General features: G+C 66.9%; 12 protein-coding genes. 2 read left to right on the top strand and 10 right to left on the bottom strand.

Going from position 1 to position 14,169, the window contains the following annotated elements; genetic code table 11:
* The first annotated feature begins 104 nt into the window (after positions 1 to 104).
* Together DBY63_RS20215 and DBY63_RS20220 are read left to right on the top strand one after the other, a co-directional pair.
* The gene (locus DBY63_RS20215; protein ID WP_108582711.1) at positions 105 to 680 is read left to right on the top strand and encodes a hypothetical protein; all 576 of its coding nucleotides are present in this window, start codon (positions 105 to 107) and stop codon (positions 678 to 680) included.
* Between the two features lie 349 nt (positions 681 to 1,029).
* Complete coding sequence (locus DBY63_RS20220) at positions 1,030 to 1,404, top strand: histone-like nucleoid-structuring protein, MvaT/MvaU family (protein WP_108582710.1); 375 nt, start codon at positions 1,030 to 1,032, stop codon at positions 1,402 to 1,404.
* Between the two features lie 304 nt (positions 1,405 to 1,708).
* On the opposite strand, the gene DBY63_RS20225 is transcribed toward DBY63_RS20220, so the two are convergent.
* The 10 genes from DBY63_RS20225 to acnB form a co-directional block, all read right to left on the bottom strand.
* On the bottom strand, positions 1,709 to 2,398 hold the full coding sequence (locus DBY63_RS20225; RefSeq protein ID WP_027599528.1) for a response regulator: 690 nt from the start codon (positions 2,396 to 2,398) through the stop codon (positions 1,709 to 1,711).
* A 62-nt stretch (positions 2,399 to 2,460) separates the two neighbouring features.
* Positions 2,461 to 5,085, bottom strand: a complete 2,625-nt coding sequence (locus DBY63_RS20230; protein ID WP_108582709.1) for a sensor histidine kinase KdpD — start codon at positions 5,083 to 5,085, stop codon at positions 2,461 to 2,463.
* On the bottom strand, positions 5,082 to 5,633 hold the full coding sequence (kdpC, locus tag DBY63_RS20235; RefSeq protein WP_027602178.1) for a potassium-transporting ATPase subunit KdpC: 552 nt from the start codon (positions 5,631 to 5,633) through the stop codon (positions 5,082 to 5,084). Before kdpC ends, DBY63_RS20230 begins: the two co-directional genes overlap by 4 nt.
* Before the next feature lie 10 nt (positions 5,634 to 5,643).
* Entirely contained in the window at positions 5,644 to 7,674 is a 2,031-nt protein-coding gene (gene kdpB, locus DBY63_RS20240; RefSeq protein WP_108582708.1) for a potassium-transporting ATPase subunit KdpB, read from the bottom strand.
* Position 7,675: 1 nt separating this feature from the next.
* Positions 7,676 to 9,373: a potassium-transporting ATPase subunit KdpA gene (kdpA, locus tag DBY63_RS20245; RefSeq protein ID WP_027599524.1), complete on the bottom strand. Its 1,698-nt coding sequence runs from the start codon at positions 9,371 to 9,373 to the stop codon at positions 7,676 to 7,678.
* 9 nt (positions 9,374 to 9,382) lie between these two features.
* Positions 9,383 to 9,472: a potassium-transporting ATPase subunit F gene (locus DBY63_RS25040; RefSeq protein WP_017640468.1), complete on the bottom strand. Its 90-nt coding sequence runs from the start codon at positions 9,470 to 9,472 to the stop codon at positions 9,383 to 9,385.
* A gap of 142 nt (positions 9,473 to 9,614) precedes the next feature.
* Positions 9,615 to 9,833: a hypothetical protein gene (locus tag DBY63_RS20255; RefSeq protein WP_007158508.1), complete on the bottom strand. Its 219-nt coding sequence runs from the start codon at positions 9,831 to 9,833 to the stop codon at positions 9,615 to 9,617.
* Positions 9,834 to 9,960: 127 nt separating this feature from the next.
* On the bottom strand, positions 9,961 to 11,028 hold the full coding sequence (locus DBY63_RS20260) for an endo-1,4-beta-xylanase (RefSeq protein WP_108582707.1): 1,068 nt from the start codon (positions 11,026 to 11,028) through the stop codon (positions 9,961 to 9,963).
* Positions 11,029 to 11,072: 44 nt separating this feature from the next.
* The gene (locus DBY63_RS20265; protein WP_007158505.1) at positions 11,073 to 11,285 is read right to left on the bottom strand and encodes a hypothetical protein; all 213 of its coding nucleotides are present in this window, start codon (positions 11,283 to 11,285) and stop codon (positions 11,073 to 11,075) included.
* A 239-nt stretch (positions 11,286 to 11,524) separates the two neighbouring features.
* Positions 11,525 to 14,125, bottom strand: coding sequence for a bifunctional aconitate hydratase 2/2-methylisocitrate dehydratase (acnB, locus tag DBY63_RS20270; RefSeq protein WP_042133928.1), 2,601 nt, complete (start codon positions 14,123 to 14,125; stop codon positions 11,525 to 11,527).
* Positions 14,126 to 14,169: the final 44 nt, after the last annotated feature.

The following is a 14,169-nucleotide window of genomic DNA, read 5'->3' on the forward strand; positions in this document are numbered from 1 at the left end:
CCGCTTTTTTTCGTCCTGCACCTTTGTCGCCAAGTCTTGCCGCCAGGAAACCCCCGACGCTTCGTTAGTCTCCAATGGCCTAACGTCGATGCGTAGGAGTGGCCATGAAGATCGCCTGTCTGGGTTGGGGGTCGTTGATCTGGAAGGCGGCGGAATTGCCGGTCGCCTCGGACTGGTTCGACGACGGCCCCAGGTTGCCCATCGAATTCGCCCGGGAAGGTGACAGCGGCGAGTTGGCCACGGTCATCTGTGACGGTGTGGCCGAGGTTCAGGTGCTCTGGGCCTATCTGGCGATCGACACCCTGGAAGAAGCGCGCGACGCCCTGCGTGAGCGCGAGGGGGTGCCAAGAGAGCAGCCCGAATGCATCGGCAGCTGGCCGAGTGGTCCGCATTCGCCCTTTCAGCCGCGCATCGCCGCCTGGGCCGCGGAGCAGGGCGTCGACGCCGTGGTCTGGACGGCCTTGCCGCCGCGCAGTGGTGGTCTGAACCAGCGCATGCCCACGGCGGCGGAAGCGCTCCACTATCTGCGCACCCTCGATCACGAGCGGCAGGCCCATGCGCGGGACTATATCCGGCGCACGCCCGTGGCCATAGATACCGAATACCGCCGGGTAATAGCCCAGACCTTCAACTGGCAGCCCCTGCCCGAAGCCCAGCCAGACCTGGACGCCTCGGCCTGAGGCGCATGCCAGAGCGTCTAGCCAGGTCCAAGCCCGGAAGTTTTGCCAACTTCTGCATGATTATGCAGTTTAGTTGAGCGTTCTTACTTGGCTGGCTGTTCTTTGATGGCTTCGGTTACTACCGGGTAACTTGCGAAGAGGCCTCGCAAGACCTTGTTGGCGCCAATCCGCCGGCCTGGCTTAAGGTTTTCTTAATATTCAAACTTGCAGACACAAGAAGTGGCCTCTATTTTTTCAAAAGGATTACTTGTCGCTGGCATCCGGGGCATCAATCCTTTATTGTCGCGTGCAACTTTCGCCCGCGGGCGAAGTTTCCACCCGCTTTTTCAAATAGCCCTCAGGAGTGCCCATGTCCCGTCTCGCCGAATTCCGTGCCGCCGAAGAGCAACTTCGCGCCCAATTGCAGCTGCTCGAAGATCTCAAGCAGGACAGTTCCCTGCAAAAAGAAATCGAATTCGAAAGTAAGCTCCATGCCCTGATGGATGAATACCACATGAACCTGGGCGATATCATCGGCATCCTGGATCCCAACGCTGCCCCCAAGCACAAGGCGCAGACGCCGCATCCGGAAAAGCCGGCAGGCAAGCGTCGTCCGCGCAGCACCAAGCGTTATCAGCATCCCAAGACCGGCGAAATCATCGAAACCAAGGGCGGCAACCACAAGTTGCTCAAGGCTTGGAAAGCCGAACACGGCGCCGATACCGTGGAAGGCTGGTTGCAGTAACGTCTCGACGGGATTGCAGTCGGTAGTCGTGCAAGGCGAGTCTACCGACTGGAATCTTTTCCCACCGCTGCAGCCTCTTCACCTCGCGCACTTCCGCCCTCTTCAAGTCCTTACCAGGGACGAATATGTTCCAGGCAGCTGCTCTAGCTGCAATCACCCCCGCATTCATCATATCTTTTAGTCGCCTCTAGGCTCATAAGAAAGGCCAGTGCCATTCAGACTTATGCAGAGGGTCTAGGGTGCGGGGATAACGGCGAAGGCGGCTTGTTTCCGCACTGGATAAGCGGCATTCAGCCCAGCAAGGCTAACCTTCGGCGCGCAGGCGATAACCCACGCCGGGCTCCGTGACGATATAGCGCGGTGCTACCGGATCGTCCCCGAACTTCTGTCGGAGATGGCCAATCACGATGCGCAGATAATGACTGTCCTGCGCATGGGTCGGGCCCCAGATATCGATCAGCAATTGCCGCTGGGTCACCACCCGTCCCGGATGTTGGGCGAGGGCGGCCAGCACGGCGTATTCCTTGCGCGTCAGGGCCACTTCGCTGCCGCCCAGTGTGACCCGGCGATAGGCGAAATCCACTTTAAGATCGCCAACCTCCAGCGCCGCCACCTGCTGGCTCGCCGTGGCCGAGGTCTGGCGCAACAGGGCGCGACTGCGCGCCAGGAATTCCTGGATACCGAAGGGCTTGGTCACGTAGTCGTTGGCGCCGGCATCCAGGGCGCGGACCTTCTCGCGCTCGTCCGCCCGCACCGACAGCACCAGCACCGGCACCGCGGACCATTCGCGCAATTCGACCAGCACCTCCTGGCCGTCGCGATCGGGCAGACCCAGGTCGAGAATCACCAGGTCCGGCTGGCCCAACGCCGCCTGGGCCAGGCCTTCGGTGCCGGTGGCGGCTTCGCTGACCTGGTAGCCCTGGGCCGCGAGACTGATGCGCAGGAATTTGCGGATCTGGGGTTCATCGTCGATGACGAGGACGTGAGCGGGCATCTGAACGGGTTCCACACGAGAGGGCGTCATCATAGCCGCTGCGGCTGCCGCATGAGCCAGTCTTATGCCGCCGGAGGAGCGGGCAGCGGCAGGTGCATGCGCATCGTGGTGCCGCGACCGTCCAGGCCGTCTTCCACGCTGACCCGTCCGCCATGGGCGCCAACCATGCCCTGGCAGATCGCCAGACCCAGACCGGTACCCTGGCCACCGCGATCGCCGCGCGCCGCGGTATAGAACATGTCGAAGATCCGCGTGCGATCCTCGGGCGGAATGCCCGGGCCTTCGTCGGCCACGGCCAGCTGCAGTTCATTGCCCTGGCGCAGCAGGCTGATCTCCAGCCGCCCGCCGGGTGCGGAGAAGCGGATGGCGTTCTCCAGTACATTGACGAGCGCCTGTTCGATCAGCGCCGGATGAACCCAGAGCAGCGGCAGACCCGGCTCGATCCGGGTGGCTACCCGCAATCCCGTCAGCAGCGGCTGCAGGCGTTGCAGGGCACTGGCGAGGATGTCGCCGGGGTCGACCCAGTCCCGCGCCAGCTGCAGGCTGCCGTGGCCGAGGCGGGTCATGTCCAGCAGATTCTGGATATAGCGATCGAGGCGTTCGGCCTCCTGGCAGGTGGCGTCCAGCAACTCCTGGCGATCGCTGGCGGGTATGGCTTCGCCCAGGGTCGCCAGCGCATCGATGGAGCCGCGCATCACCGTCAGGGGCGTGCGCAGGTCGTGGGACACCGAGGCGAGCAGGGCGCTGCGCAGCTGTTCGGTCTCGCCGTGCAGGCGCGCGGCCTCGAGATCCTCGCTGAGGCGCACCCGGGCCAGGGCCTGAGCCAGCGGTTGCGCCAGGCTGGCCAGCTGGCGGCGCTCGGCGTGATCCAGCGGCTGGCCGTCGTCACGCCGTATGCCCAGCACGGCCAGGCTGCCACCCTCGCCCAGCAGCGGCCACCACCACCAGCCGCCGGAGGGCAGGGTATCGGTGCCGCGACCCGCCGGCTTTTCCTGCTTCCAGGCCCATTCGGCGGCGATGCGTTCGTTGTCGGCCAGGTGCAGATCGCCCGGTTGGCTCACCAGCTGCCCCGCCTTTTCCGGCAACAGCAGGCAGACGTGGCGAGTAGCGTCGCCCAATTGCTTGAGGGTGACGCTCGCCACCGCCTGACGATCGCTGGCAGCGCTCAGCTGGCGGGTGAAGTCCAGCAGCGCCAGGGTCTCGCGCTGGGTCCGGCGTAGCGCCTGTAGCTGGCGCCGCTGACGGGCGGCCAGGTCGCCGGTGAGCAGGGCCATCAGCAGAAAGAAGGCCAGGGTGAGGACGTCCTGCTCGCGGTTGATGGTCAGCGAGAAGGCCGGCGGGATGAACAGGAAATCGTAGGCAAGAAAGCCCAGCAGGGCGCAGAACAGCGCCGGACCGCGACTGCTGCGGACCGCCACCAGCAGGACGGCGGCCAGAAAGATCAGCGAGATATTGGGCAGTTCCAGCAGTCCGGACAGGCCTTCGGCGATGGCCGCGGCCACAGCGGTCGCCAGGACGGCGGCGCCATAGGGGCCGGGCTTGATGGCTCGGCGCGGGCGGGCGGCCGGCGGGGCGTCGCGATCCAGATCGAGGATGGCGATCTCCAGCCCCTGGGCCAGGCGCAGCAGGCGACTCGCCAGACGGCGCCGCAAGCTGAAGCCGCGCGGCCGGCCGCGGCCGATCAGCAGCACGCTGGCGCGCTGGTCGCGCGCATGGCGGACCAGGGCGCGGGCCGGATCGCTGTCGCGCAGGGTCAGCACCTCGCCGCCCAGGCGTTCGGCCAGGCGCTGGCTGGCCTGGAGGTTGGCGCGGGCGGCGTCGTCCAGCGGCTGGCCGGTGTCGACGTGGACCAGGGTCCAGGGCAGGTGGCGCTGGTCGGCGAGGCGACTGGCATGGCGCACCAGGCGCTCCGCCGAAGGTGCGGTGCCGGCGCCGACGATCAGGCGACCCAGTAGCGGCGGGGCGGCCTGGCCCTGCTGGCGGTATCTCAGAGCGAGCGCCGAATCCACCTGGGCGGCGGCGGTGCGCATGGCCAGCTCGCGCAGGGCGGTGAGATTGGTCTGGCTGAAAAAGGCATCGATGGCCGCGCGCGCCTGCTCGGGCACATAGACCTTGCCCTCGCGCAGGCGCTCCAGCAATTCCCGGGGTGGCAGGTCGATGAGCACCAGGTCATCGGCGTCGAGCAGTACCTGGTCCGGCACGGTCTCGCGCACCTGGACGCCGGTGATGTCGCGCACCTCGTCATTGAGGCTTTCCAGGTGCTGGACATTGACCGTGGTGTAGACGTTGAGGCCGGCGGCGAGCAGATCTTCGACGTCCTGCCAGCGCTTGGCATGGCGACTACCGGGGGCGTTGCTGTGGGCCAGTTCGTCGACCAGCACCAGTTCCGGCGGGTCCGCCAGCAGGCCTTCCAGATCCAGTTCAGTGAGCTTGAGGCCGCGGTGCTCGACCCGCCGCAGGGGTTGCTGCGGCAGGCCGGCGAGGAGGGCGGCGGTCTCCCGCCGCCCATGGGTCTCGACGATCCCGGCGCGCACCCGGCGGCCCTGGCGCAGGGCGGTCTGGGCCGCCTGCAGCATGGCGTAGGTCTTGCCCACGCCGGGCGCCGCCCCCAGGAAGACCTTGAGGCGGCCACGGCCTTCGCGGTGTTCGGCGAGCAGCGCTTCGGCGCGCCCGGTGCTGTCGGTCATTTGCTCAGGTCTGCCAGGGCCAGGTTGAGGAGCAGGACATTAACCGTTGCCGGACCGAAGCGCGAGGTGCGCGTCTGTTCGTTCACCAGGGCTTGCAGGCGTTCCGGGGCCAGGCCGCGCGCGGCCGCGACCCGGGCGATCTGATAGCGGGCGCCGGCCGGGGTGAGGTCCGGGTCGAGGCCGCTGGCGGAGGTGGTCACCAGTTCCTGGGGCACCGGGCCCTGGCCGGTCACCTGGACCTCGGGCAGTGCCTTCTCGATCCGCTCGCGCAGCGCCGGTGCCGACTGCGCGAGGTTGCTGGCGCTGCTGGAGACGGTGGCGTAGTCGCCAGCCGAGGGGCGCGGCTGGAACCACTCGGGGCCGCTGAATTTCTGCGCGATCAGGCGTGAGCCGACCACGCTGCCGTCGGCGCGCTGGATCAGGCTGCCGCCGGCCTGGTCGGCGAACAGCACCTGGCCGAGCACCGTCACCAGCAGGGGGTAGGCGCCCCCGGTCAGGGCGCTGAGCAACAGGAGCATCAGCACGGCGGAACGCAATTGCATGAGCATGGCGGTCTCCTCAGACCAGACCCAGGGCGCCGAGCGCCAGGTCGATAGCTTTGATGCCGACGAAGGGCACGACGATGCCGCCCAGCCCATAGATCAGCAGGTTGCGGCGCAACAGGGCGGCGGCGCTGGCGGCCTTGACCCGCACTCCGCGCAGCGCCAGGGGAATCAGCGCGACGATGATCAGGGCGTTGAACACGATGGCCGACAGGATGGCGCTCTGCGGACTGGCCAGGTGCATTACGTTGAGCACGTTCAGCTGCGGATAGATGCCGGCGAACAGCGCGGGCAGGATGGCGAAGTACTTGGCCACGTCATTGGCCACCGAAAAGGTGGTCAGGGCGCCGCGGGTCACCAGCAGTTCCTTGCCCACCTGCACCACGTCGAGCAGCTTGGTGGGGTCCGAATCCAGGTCCACCAGGTTGGCGGCCTCGCGGGCGGCCTGGGTGCCGTCGTTCATCGCCATGCCGACATCGGCCTGGGCCAGCGCCGGGGCGTCGTTGGCGCCGTCACCGCACATGGCCACCAGCTTGCCCTCGGCCTGTTCGCTGCGGATGCGCTCCAGCTTCTTTTCCGGCGTGGCTTCGGCGATGACGTCGTCCACCCCGGCCTCGGCGGCGATGGCGGTGGCGGTCAGGGGGTTGTCGCCGGTCACCATCACGGTGCGGATGCCCAGGGTACGCAGCTCGGCGAAGCGCTCGCGGATGCCCGGCTTGACCACGTCCTTGAGGTGGATGGCGCCCAGCAGCCGGCCTTCGCCGCAGACCAGCAGCGGGGTGCCGCCACTCTTGGCGATGGTCTCGATCTCCCGGGCCAATACCTCCGGCAGGTCGGCGCGGGTCTGGCCGAGAAACATCAGCACGGCGTCCACCGCACCCTTGCGATACTCGCGGCCCTGCCAGTCGATGCCCGACAGGCGCGTCTCGGCGCTGAAGGGAATGGGGATAACCTGGGCGCGCGGCGGCTCTTCCAGCGGGTGCAGGTTGCGCAGGTACTCCACTATCGAGCGGCCTTCCGGGGTCTCGTCGGCCAGCGAGGCGTAGAGCGCACCCTCGGCCAAGCCCTTGGGCGTGATGCCGGGGGTAGCGTACAGGGCGCTGCAACGGCGGTTGCCGAAGGTGATGGTGCCGGTCTTGTCCAGCAGCAGGGTATGGACGTCACCGGCGGCTTCCACGGCGCGCCCCGAGGTGGCGATCACGTTCAGTCGGACCAGGCGATCCATCCCGGCGATACCGATGGCCGAGAGCAGGCCGCCGATGGTGGTGGGGATCAAGGTCACCAGCAGCGCCACCAGGAACAGCAGCGGCAACTCACCACCGGCCAGGGCAGCGAAAGGCTGCAGGGTCACCACCACCAGCAGGAAGATCAGCGTCAGGCCGATCAGCAGGATGTCCAGGGCGACCTCGTTGGGGGTCTTCTGCCGCTTGGCGCCTTCCACCAGGGCGATCATGCGGTCCAGGGTCGACTCGCCGGGGTTGGCGGTGATGCGCACCCGGATCCAGTCCGACACCACGCGGGTGTTGCCGGTGACTGCCGAGCGATCGCCACCGGATTCGCGGATCACCGGTGCCGATTCCCCGGTAATGGCCGCCTCGTTGACCGCGGCCACGCCTTCGATGATCTCGCCGTCACCGGGGATCAGTTCGCCGGCTTCCACCCGCACGATCTGGCCCTTGCGCAGCGAGCTGGCCGGCACCATCCGGTGCTCGCCGTTTTCCTCCAGGCGGGCGGCGAGATTCTGGCCGATGCCCTTGAGGCTGTCGGCGCGGGCCTTGCCACGTCCCTCGGCGAGGGCTTCGGCGAAGTTGGCGAACAGCAGGGTGAACCACAGCCAGAGGGTGATCTGCACCGCCACCCCGGTGTTCACGCCATTGTCCGGCGCCAGGCACAGCAGGGTGGAAAACAGCGCGGTGATCTCGACCACGAACATCACCGGCGAGCGGATCTGCTGGCGCGGGTCGAGCTTGACGAAGGCCTGCCGCAGCGCCTGGCGCCACAGGGTGCCAGGGGTAGGAGTGGGCAGGGTGTGGGTCTGGGCATCCATTTCAGCGGACTCCGAACAGTTGCAGATGGTCGGCGATCGGCCCCAGGGCGAGCGTCGGCAGGAAAGTCAGGCCGCCCACCAGCAGCAGGGTGATCACCAGCAGGGTGACGAACAGCGGGCCGTGGGTGGGAAAGCTGTTGGGGCCGAGCGGCACGGGTCGCTTGGCGGCCAGGCTGCCGGCGATGGCCAGGATCGGCAGGATGTAGCCGAAGCGACCGATCAGCAGGGCCAGGCTCAGCATCAGGTTGTGGAAGGGGGTGTTGGCGCTGAAGCCGCCAAAGGCCGAGCCGTTGTTGGCCGTGGCCGAGGTGTAGGCATAGAGCAGCTGGCTGAAGCCATGGGGGCCCGTCGCGCCGATCCCGGCCACGCCGGCCGGAACGCTGGCGGCGATGGCGCCCAGCACCAGTACGCCCAGCGGCATGACCAGCAGGGTCGCCACCAGCAGCCGTACCTCGGGGGCTTCCAGCTTCTTGCCCAGGTATTCCGGGGTACGACCCACCATCAAGCCGGCGATGAAGACGGCGATCAGCACATTGAGCAACATGCCGTAGAGGCCGGCGCCGACGCCGCCGAAGATCACCTCGCCGAGCATCATGTTGAACAGGGCGATCAGGCCGGTCAGGGGGGCCAGGCTGTCATGCATGGCGTTCACCGAGCCGTTCGATGCCGCCGTGGTCACCGTGGCCCAGAGCGCCGAGGCGGTACCGCCGAAGCGGGTCTCCAGGCCTTCCAGGGACGCCCCCTGGGTGATCGACAAACCGGCCAGCGCGGGGTTGGCGTGATTCTGGGCACCGATGGCCACGGCGCCGCCGACCACCAGCAGGCCGAACATGGCGGCGAAGATCGCCCAGCTCTGCCGCCGATCCTTGACGTAGTGGCCAAAGCTGAACACCAGCGCGGCCGGAATCATCAGGATGGCCGACAGCTCCAGCAGATCGCTCAGCGCCGTGGGGTTCTCGAAGGGGTGCGCCGAGTTGACGCCAAAGAAGCCGCCGCCGTTGGTACCCAGCTGCTTGATCGCGATCTGGCTGGCCGCCGGGCCCAGCGGCAGGGTCTGGCTGGCGCCCTGCAGGGTGGTGGCATCGACATAGGCGGCGAAGGTCTGGGGCACGCCCTGCCAGATCAGCAGCAGCGCCAGGGGCACGCACAGCGGCAGCAGCACATAGAAGGTGGCGCGAAACAGATCGACCCAGAAATTGCCGATCTCCTGGGCACTGCGGCGGGTGATGCCGCGGGCCAGCGCGGCCAGCACGGCGACGCCCACCGCGGCGCTGACGAAGTTCTGCACGCCCAGGCCGACCATCTGGCTGAAGTAGCTCAGCGAGGCTTCGCCGCTGTAGGCCTGCCAGTTGGTGTTGGTGACGAAGCTGATGGCGGTGTTCAGCGCCAGGGTCCATTCGAGCCCGGGCAGGTGCTGCGGATTGAGCGGCAGTTCGCCCTGCAGCAGCAGGATGGCGAACAGCAGGATGATCCCCAGCAGGTTGAACAGCACCAGGGCAATGGCATAGGCGCGCCAGTCCTGGCCACGGCCATCGGTGCCCACCACCTTGAGGGTCAGGCGCTCCAGGGGCCCGCCGACAAAGGTCAGCCAGGTCCGCTCGCCTTCCAGCGCGCGGTAGAAGTAGCGCCCGAGGAAGGGCGCGGGAAGAAAGGTCAGGGCCAGGAAGGCCAGGATCAGGAACGCGGCTTGGCTGTCCATGCCGCCTCCCTAGGACCGGCCGGCGCGCAACAGCGCCGCCAGCAGATAGACGAACAGACCCAGTGCCAGGAGCAGGGCCAGAAGATTCCAGGGGGTCATCGCGAGTTCTCCAGAGACGGCCGTTGCCGCGTGGAGAAATTGTCGGGAGGAGGGGTGTAAAGAAGCGAGGCGGGGAGCGGTGGCGGGGCGTAAAGAAAGCGTTAAATCGGCCCCGCCCGCCAGTGCTGGCGGGGCCTTGCGACTATTGCTTGGGCGCGGCCTGCTGTTCTTCCTTGGCCTTCTTGTTGGCCTCGTGGTGACCGATGGCGCAGCCCGCGGCGGCACCGGCGACGCCGTGACCACCGGCGACATGACCCGCGGCGCCGCCGACCACGGCGCCCTTGACGCAACCGGCGGCGAAGGTAACTTGGCTGGCGCCGAGCAGCAGAGCAGACAGGGCAAGGGTAGGCAGGAGCTTCATGGTGGCGACCTCTCGTGGGTGCGAAGTAATGTCCTGTAACAATTGACCTGGCGGCGCTCCGGGGGTTCGCTGCCTCGTGCAAATCTTCCGTGGACAAGCCGCATGCCAGAGCCTGCCAGCCGCCAGGCTACGGGTGGGGCGCCTGATGCAGGACGGCCCAGTAGGCTGGTTTCGGCCGTTGGTGGCGGTCGAACAGCAGCGGCTGGTCGTCTCCCGGTACGCCGGGCGGGTTGTTCAGATAGCTGTGGTCGTCGGCCACGCCCCACCAGGTCACGGCGCTCACCTCGGGGTGCCTCAGGACCATGGCCATGAAGTCGCGATAGCGTTCGGCCTGAAGGTCCAGCCGCTGCGGCAGACCGAGTACGGGGTGGTAGTCGTGGTGCTGATAGAGACTCATGTCCAGCTCGGTGATCTGGTTTTCCATCCCCAGCTTGGCGAAGGTGGTGAGCGACTGATCGATGGCCGCCAGCGCTGGCCAGTAGATACTGATATGGGTCTGGTGGCCGATGCCCTGCACCGGCACGCTCTCGGCCAGCAGGCCCTTGACCACCCGCGCCAGGCAGTCGCGCTTGGCGGGCTCGTGGGTGTTGAATTCGTTGATGAACAGGCGCGCCTGGGGATCGGCGGCATGGGCGGCGCGAAAGGCCTCGGCCAGATAGCCCGGACCGACCACCTGCAGCCAGCGATCGTCACGCAGGCAACTGGGCTGGTTGGGGTCTATGGCCTCGTTGACCACGTCCCAGGCATAGACTCGCCCGCGGTAGTGGCCGACCACCGTGGCGATATGCGCTCGCAGGCGCTGCAGAACCTGCTCCCGGGTGGCCGGCTGCCCGTCGGCACCCCGCCAGAACCAGTCCGGGGTGTGGCTGCCCCAGAGCAGGGTATGGCCGCGCACCGCCAGGCCGTGCTGCTCGGCGAAGGCGACGATGGCATCGGCCGGCCCGAAGACATAGCGATCTTCCTGCGGATGGATGCGCAGGGGCTTCATGGCGTTCTCGGCCACCAGGCTGCCGAATTGCTGCGCCAGCAGCGCCCCGTCGGGGCCCGCGAGCTGATCGGGTTCGATGGCGGCGCCGATCTTCAGGCGCCCGCCATAGGCCGCCGCCAGGGAGCGGGTAGCGATCGGCTCCGCGGCCAGGGCAGCGGCACTCCAGAGACCCAGAGACACCAGCAGGGCGAGCAGAGCGCGCGGCATAGTGATGATCTCCCAGCAATCGGTAGTGGGTGGCGGACGGCCGTTCAGCCATGAGTATGCGGCGACTCTTCCTTGGCCTTGGCCGCCAGGTGGTGGCCGATGACGCACCCGGCCACCGCACCGGCGATGGCATGGTGACCGGCGACATGCCCGGCCACCCCGCCGACCACGGCACCCTTGATGCAACCCGCCGCCAGACTCGCCTGGCTGAGGGCAAGCAGGAAAAATGACAGGGTGATGACCGCAAGACGTTTCATGGCAGGTATCCGAGGCGTGCTGGAGCGCCGAAGGTAACGGCACCCGGGTTAACAGGCGCTTAAGACCAGCGCCTATGCCGCTGCCCGCGTAGCGTGGAATACGGCGCAGCCTTTTCCACCGGCAGCCATCAAGGCCTCTCCCGACGGCTACGTGGACAAGCTTCGCGTTGTCGACCCTACGGCGAAATCCCCATAAAAAAACCGCCCCGAGGGGCGGTTTTTCAGTACCGAACGCTACGTCAGACTTCGACGGCGGCGATGCGGGCCTTTTCCGCGCTTTCACGGAATTCGGCGATCTGATCGAAGCTCAGGTAGCGGTAGACGTCCGCGGCCATGCTGTCGATGCTCTTCGCGTATTCCATGTACTCCTCGACGGTGGGCAGCTTGCCCAGGATCGAGGCCACCGCTGCCAGCTCAGCCGACGCCAGGTAGACGTTGGCGCCGTCGCCCAGGCGGTTGGGGAAGTTGCGGGTGGAGGTGGAGACCACGGTGGCGTTGGCGGCCACGCGGGCCTGGTTGCCCATGCACAGCGAGCAGCCCGGCATTTCCATGCGCGCACCGGCCTTGCCGTAGATGCCGTAGTAGCCTTCCTCGGTCAGCTGGTGCTGGTCCATCTTGGTCGGCGGCGACAGCCACAGACGGGTCGGGATCGAACCCTTGACCTTGTCCAGCAGCTTGCCGGCGGCGCGGAAGTGGCCGATGTTGGTCATGCAGGAACCGATGAACACCTCGTCGATCTTGTCGCCGGCCACCTGGGACAGCAGGCGGGCGTCGTCCGGATCGTTCGGGGCGCACAGTACCGGCTCGTTGACCTCGGACAGGTCGATCTCGATGACTTCGCTGTATTCAGCGTCGGCATCGGCGGCGAGCAGTTCCGGGTTGGCGATCCAGGCTTCCATGGCGCGCGCGCGGCGCTCCAGGGTGCGCGGGTCACCGTAGCCTTCCTCGATCATCCAGCGCAGCAGGGTGATGTTGGACTGCAGGTACTCGGTGATCGACTCGGGCGACAGCTTGATGGTGCAACCGGCGGCGGAACGCTCGGCGGAGGCATCGGACAGCTCGAACGCCTGCTCCACGGTCAGGTCTTCCAGGCCTTCGATCTCGAGGATGCGGCCGGAGAAGATGTTCTTCTTGCCCTTCTTCTCGACGGTCAGCAGGCCCTTCTGGATGGCGTAGTAGGGGATGGCATGCACCAGGTCACGCAGGGTGATCCCGGGCTGCATCTTGCCCTTGAAGCGCACCAGGACCGACTCCGGCATGTCCAGCGGCATGACGCCGGTGGCCGCGGCGAAGGCCACCAGGCCGGAACCGGCCGGGAAGGAGATGCCGATCGGGAAGCGGGTGTGGGAATCGCCACCGGTGCCGACGGTGTCGGGCAGCAGCATGCGGTTCAGCCAGCTGTGGATGATGCCGTCGCCCGGACGCAGGGAGACGCCGCCACGGGTGCGGATGAAATCCGGCAGGGTGTGGTGGGTCTTGACGTCGATGGGCTTGGGATAGGCCGCGGTGTGGCAGAAGGACTGCATCACCAGATCAGCCGAGAAGCCCAGGCAGGCCAGGTCCTTCAGCTCGTCGCGGGTCATCGGGCCAGTGGTGTCCTGGGAACCGACGGTGGTCATCTTCGGTTCGCAGTAGGTGCCGGGGCGCACGCCCTCGACGCCGCAGGCCTTGCCGACCATCTTCTGCGCCAGGGTGTAGCCCTTGCTGCTCTCGGCCGGCTGGTCCGGCTTGTTGAACAGGTCGGTCGGACCCATGCCCAGTTCGGCACGCGCCTTCTCGGTCAGGCCGCGGCCGACGATCAGCGGGATACGGCCGCCGGCGCGGACTTCGTCCAACAGCACGGGGGTCTTGAGTTCGAAGGTGGCGAGCACCTCGTCACTGCCGTGGCGGGTGACCTTGCCGGCCTTGGGATAGACGTCAATGACGTCGCCCATTTCCAGCTCCGACACGTCGAATTCGATCGGCAGGGCGCCGGCGTCTTCCATGGTGTTGTAGAAGATCGGGGCGATCTTGGAGCCGAAGCAGAAACCACCGGCGCGCTTGTTGGGCACGTAGGGGATGTCGTCGCCAAAGAACCACAGCACCGAGTTGGTGGCGGACTTACGGGACGAACCGGTACCGACCACATCACCGACATAGGCGACCGGGAAGCCCTTGGCACGCACTTCCTCGATCTGCTTCAGCGGACCGATGCTGCCTTGCTGCTCGGGCACGATGCCGTCGCGAGCCATCTTCAGCATGGCCAGGGCGTGCAGCGGGATGTCCGGACGCGACCAGGCGTCAGGCGCAGGAGAGAGGTCGTCGGTGTTGGTTTCGCCCGGCACCTTGAACACGGTCAGGGTGTACTTCTCGGCGATTTCCGGACGCTTCTTGTACCACTCGCCCTCGGCCCAGGACTGCATGACGGCCTTGGCGTGGGTATTGCCCGCCTTGGCCTTCTCGGCCACGTCGTGGAAGGCGTCGAACATCAGCAGCGTGTGCTTGAGTTGTTCGGCGGCCACGGCGCCCAGTTCGGCGTCGTCCAGCAGCTCGACCAGGGTGGCGATGTTGTAGCCGCCCTGCATGGTGCCCAGCAGCTCGGTGGCGCGCTGCTTGGAGATCAGCGGGGACTGGGCTTCGCCCTTGGCGATGGCGGAGAGGAAACCGGCCTTGACGTAGGCGGCTTCGTCGACGCCCGGCGGCACGCGGTTGGTAACGAGGTCGACGAGGAATTCTTCTTCGCCGGCCGGGGGATTCTTCAGCAGTTCGACCAGACCGGCCGTTTGCTCGGCGTTCAGCGGCTGGGGCACGATGCCCTGGGCGGCACGCTCTTCTACGTGTTTACGATAGGCTTCAAGCACAGGTTGACCCTCATCAGTGGTCCAATATTGCGTCCGGGGGCTGG

The organism is Pseudomonas sp. RIT411, from assembly GCF_003057735.2.
Taxonomy (GTDB): Bacteria; Pseudomonadota; Gammaproteobacteria; order Pseudomonadales; family Pseudomonadaceae; genus Chryseomonas; species Chryseomonas oryzihabitans.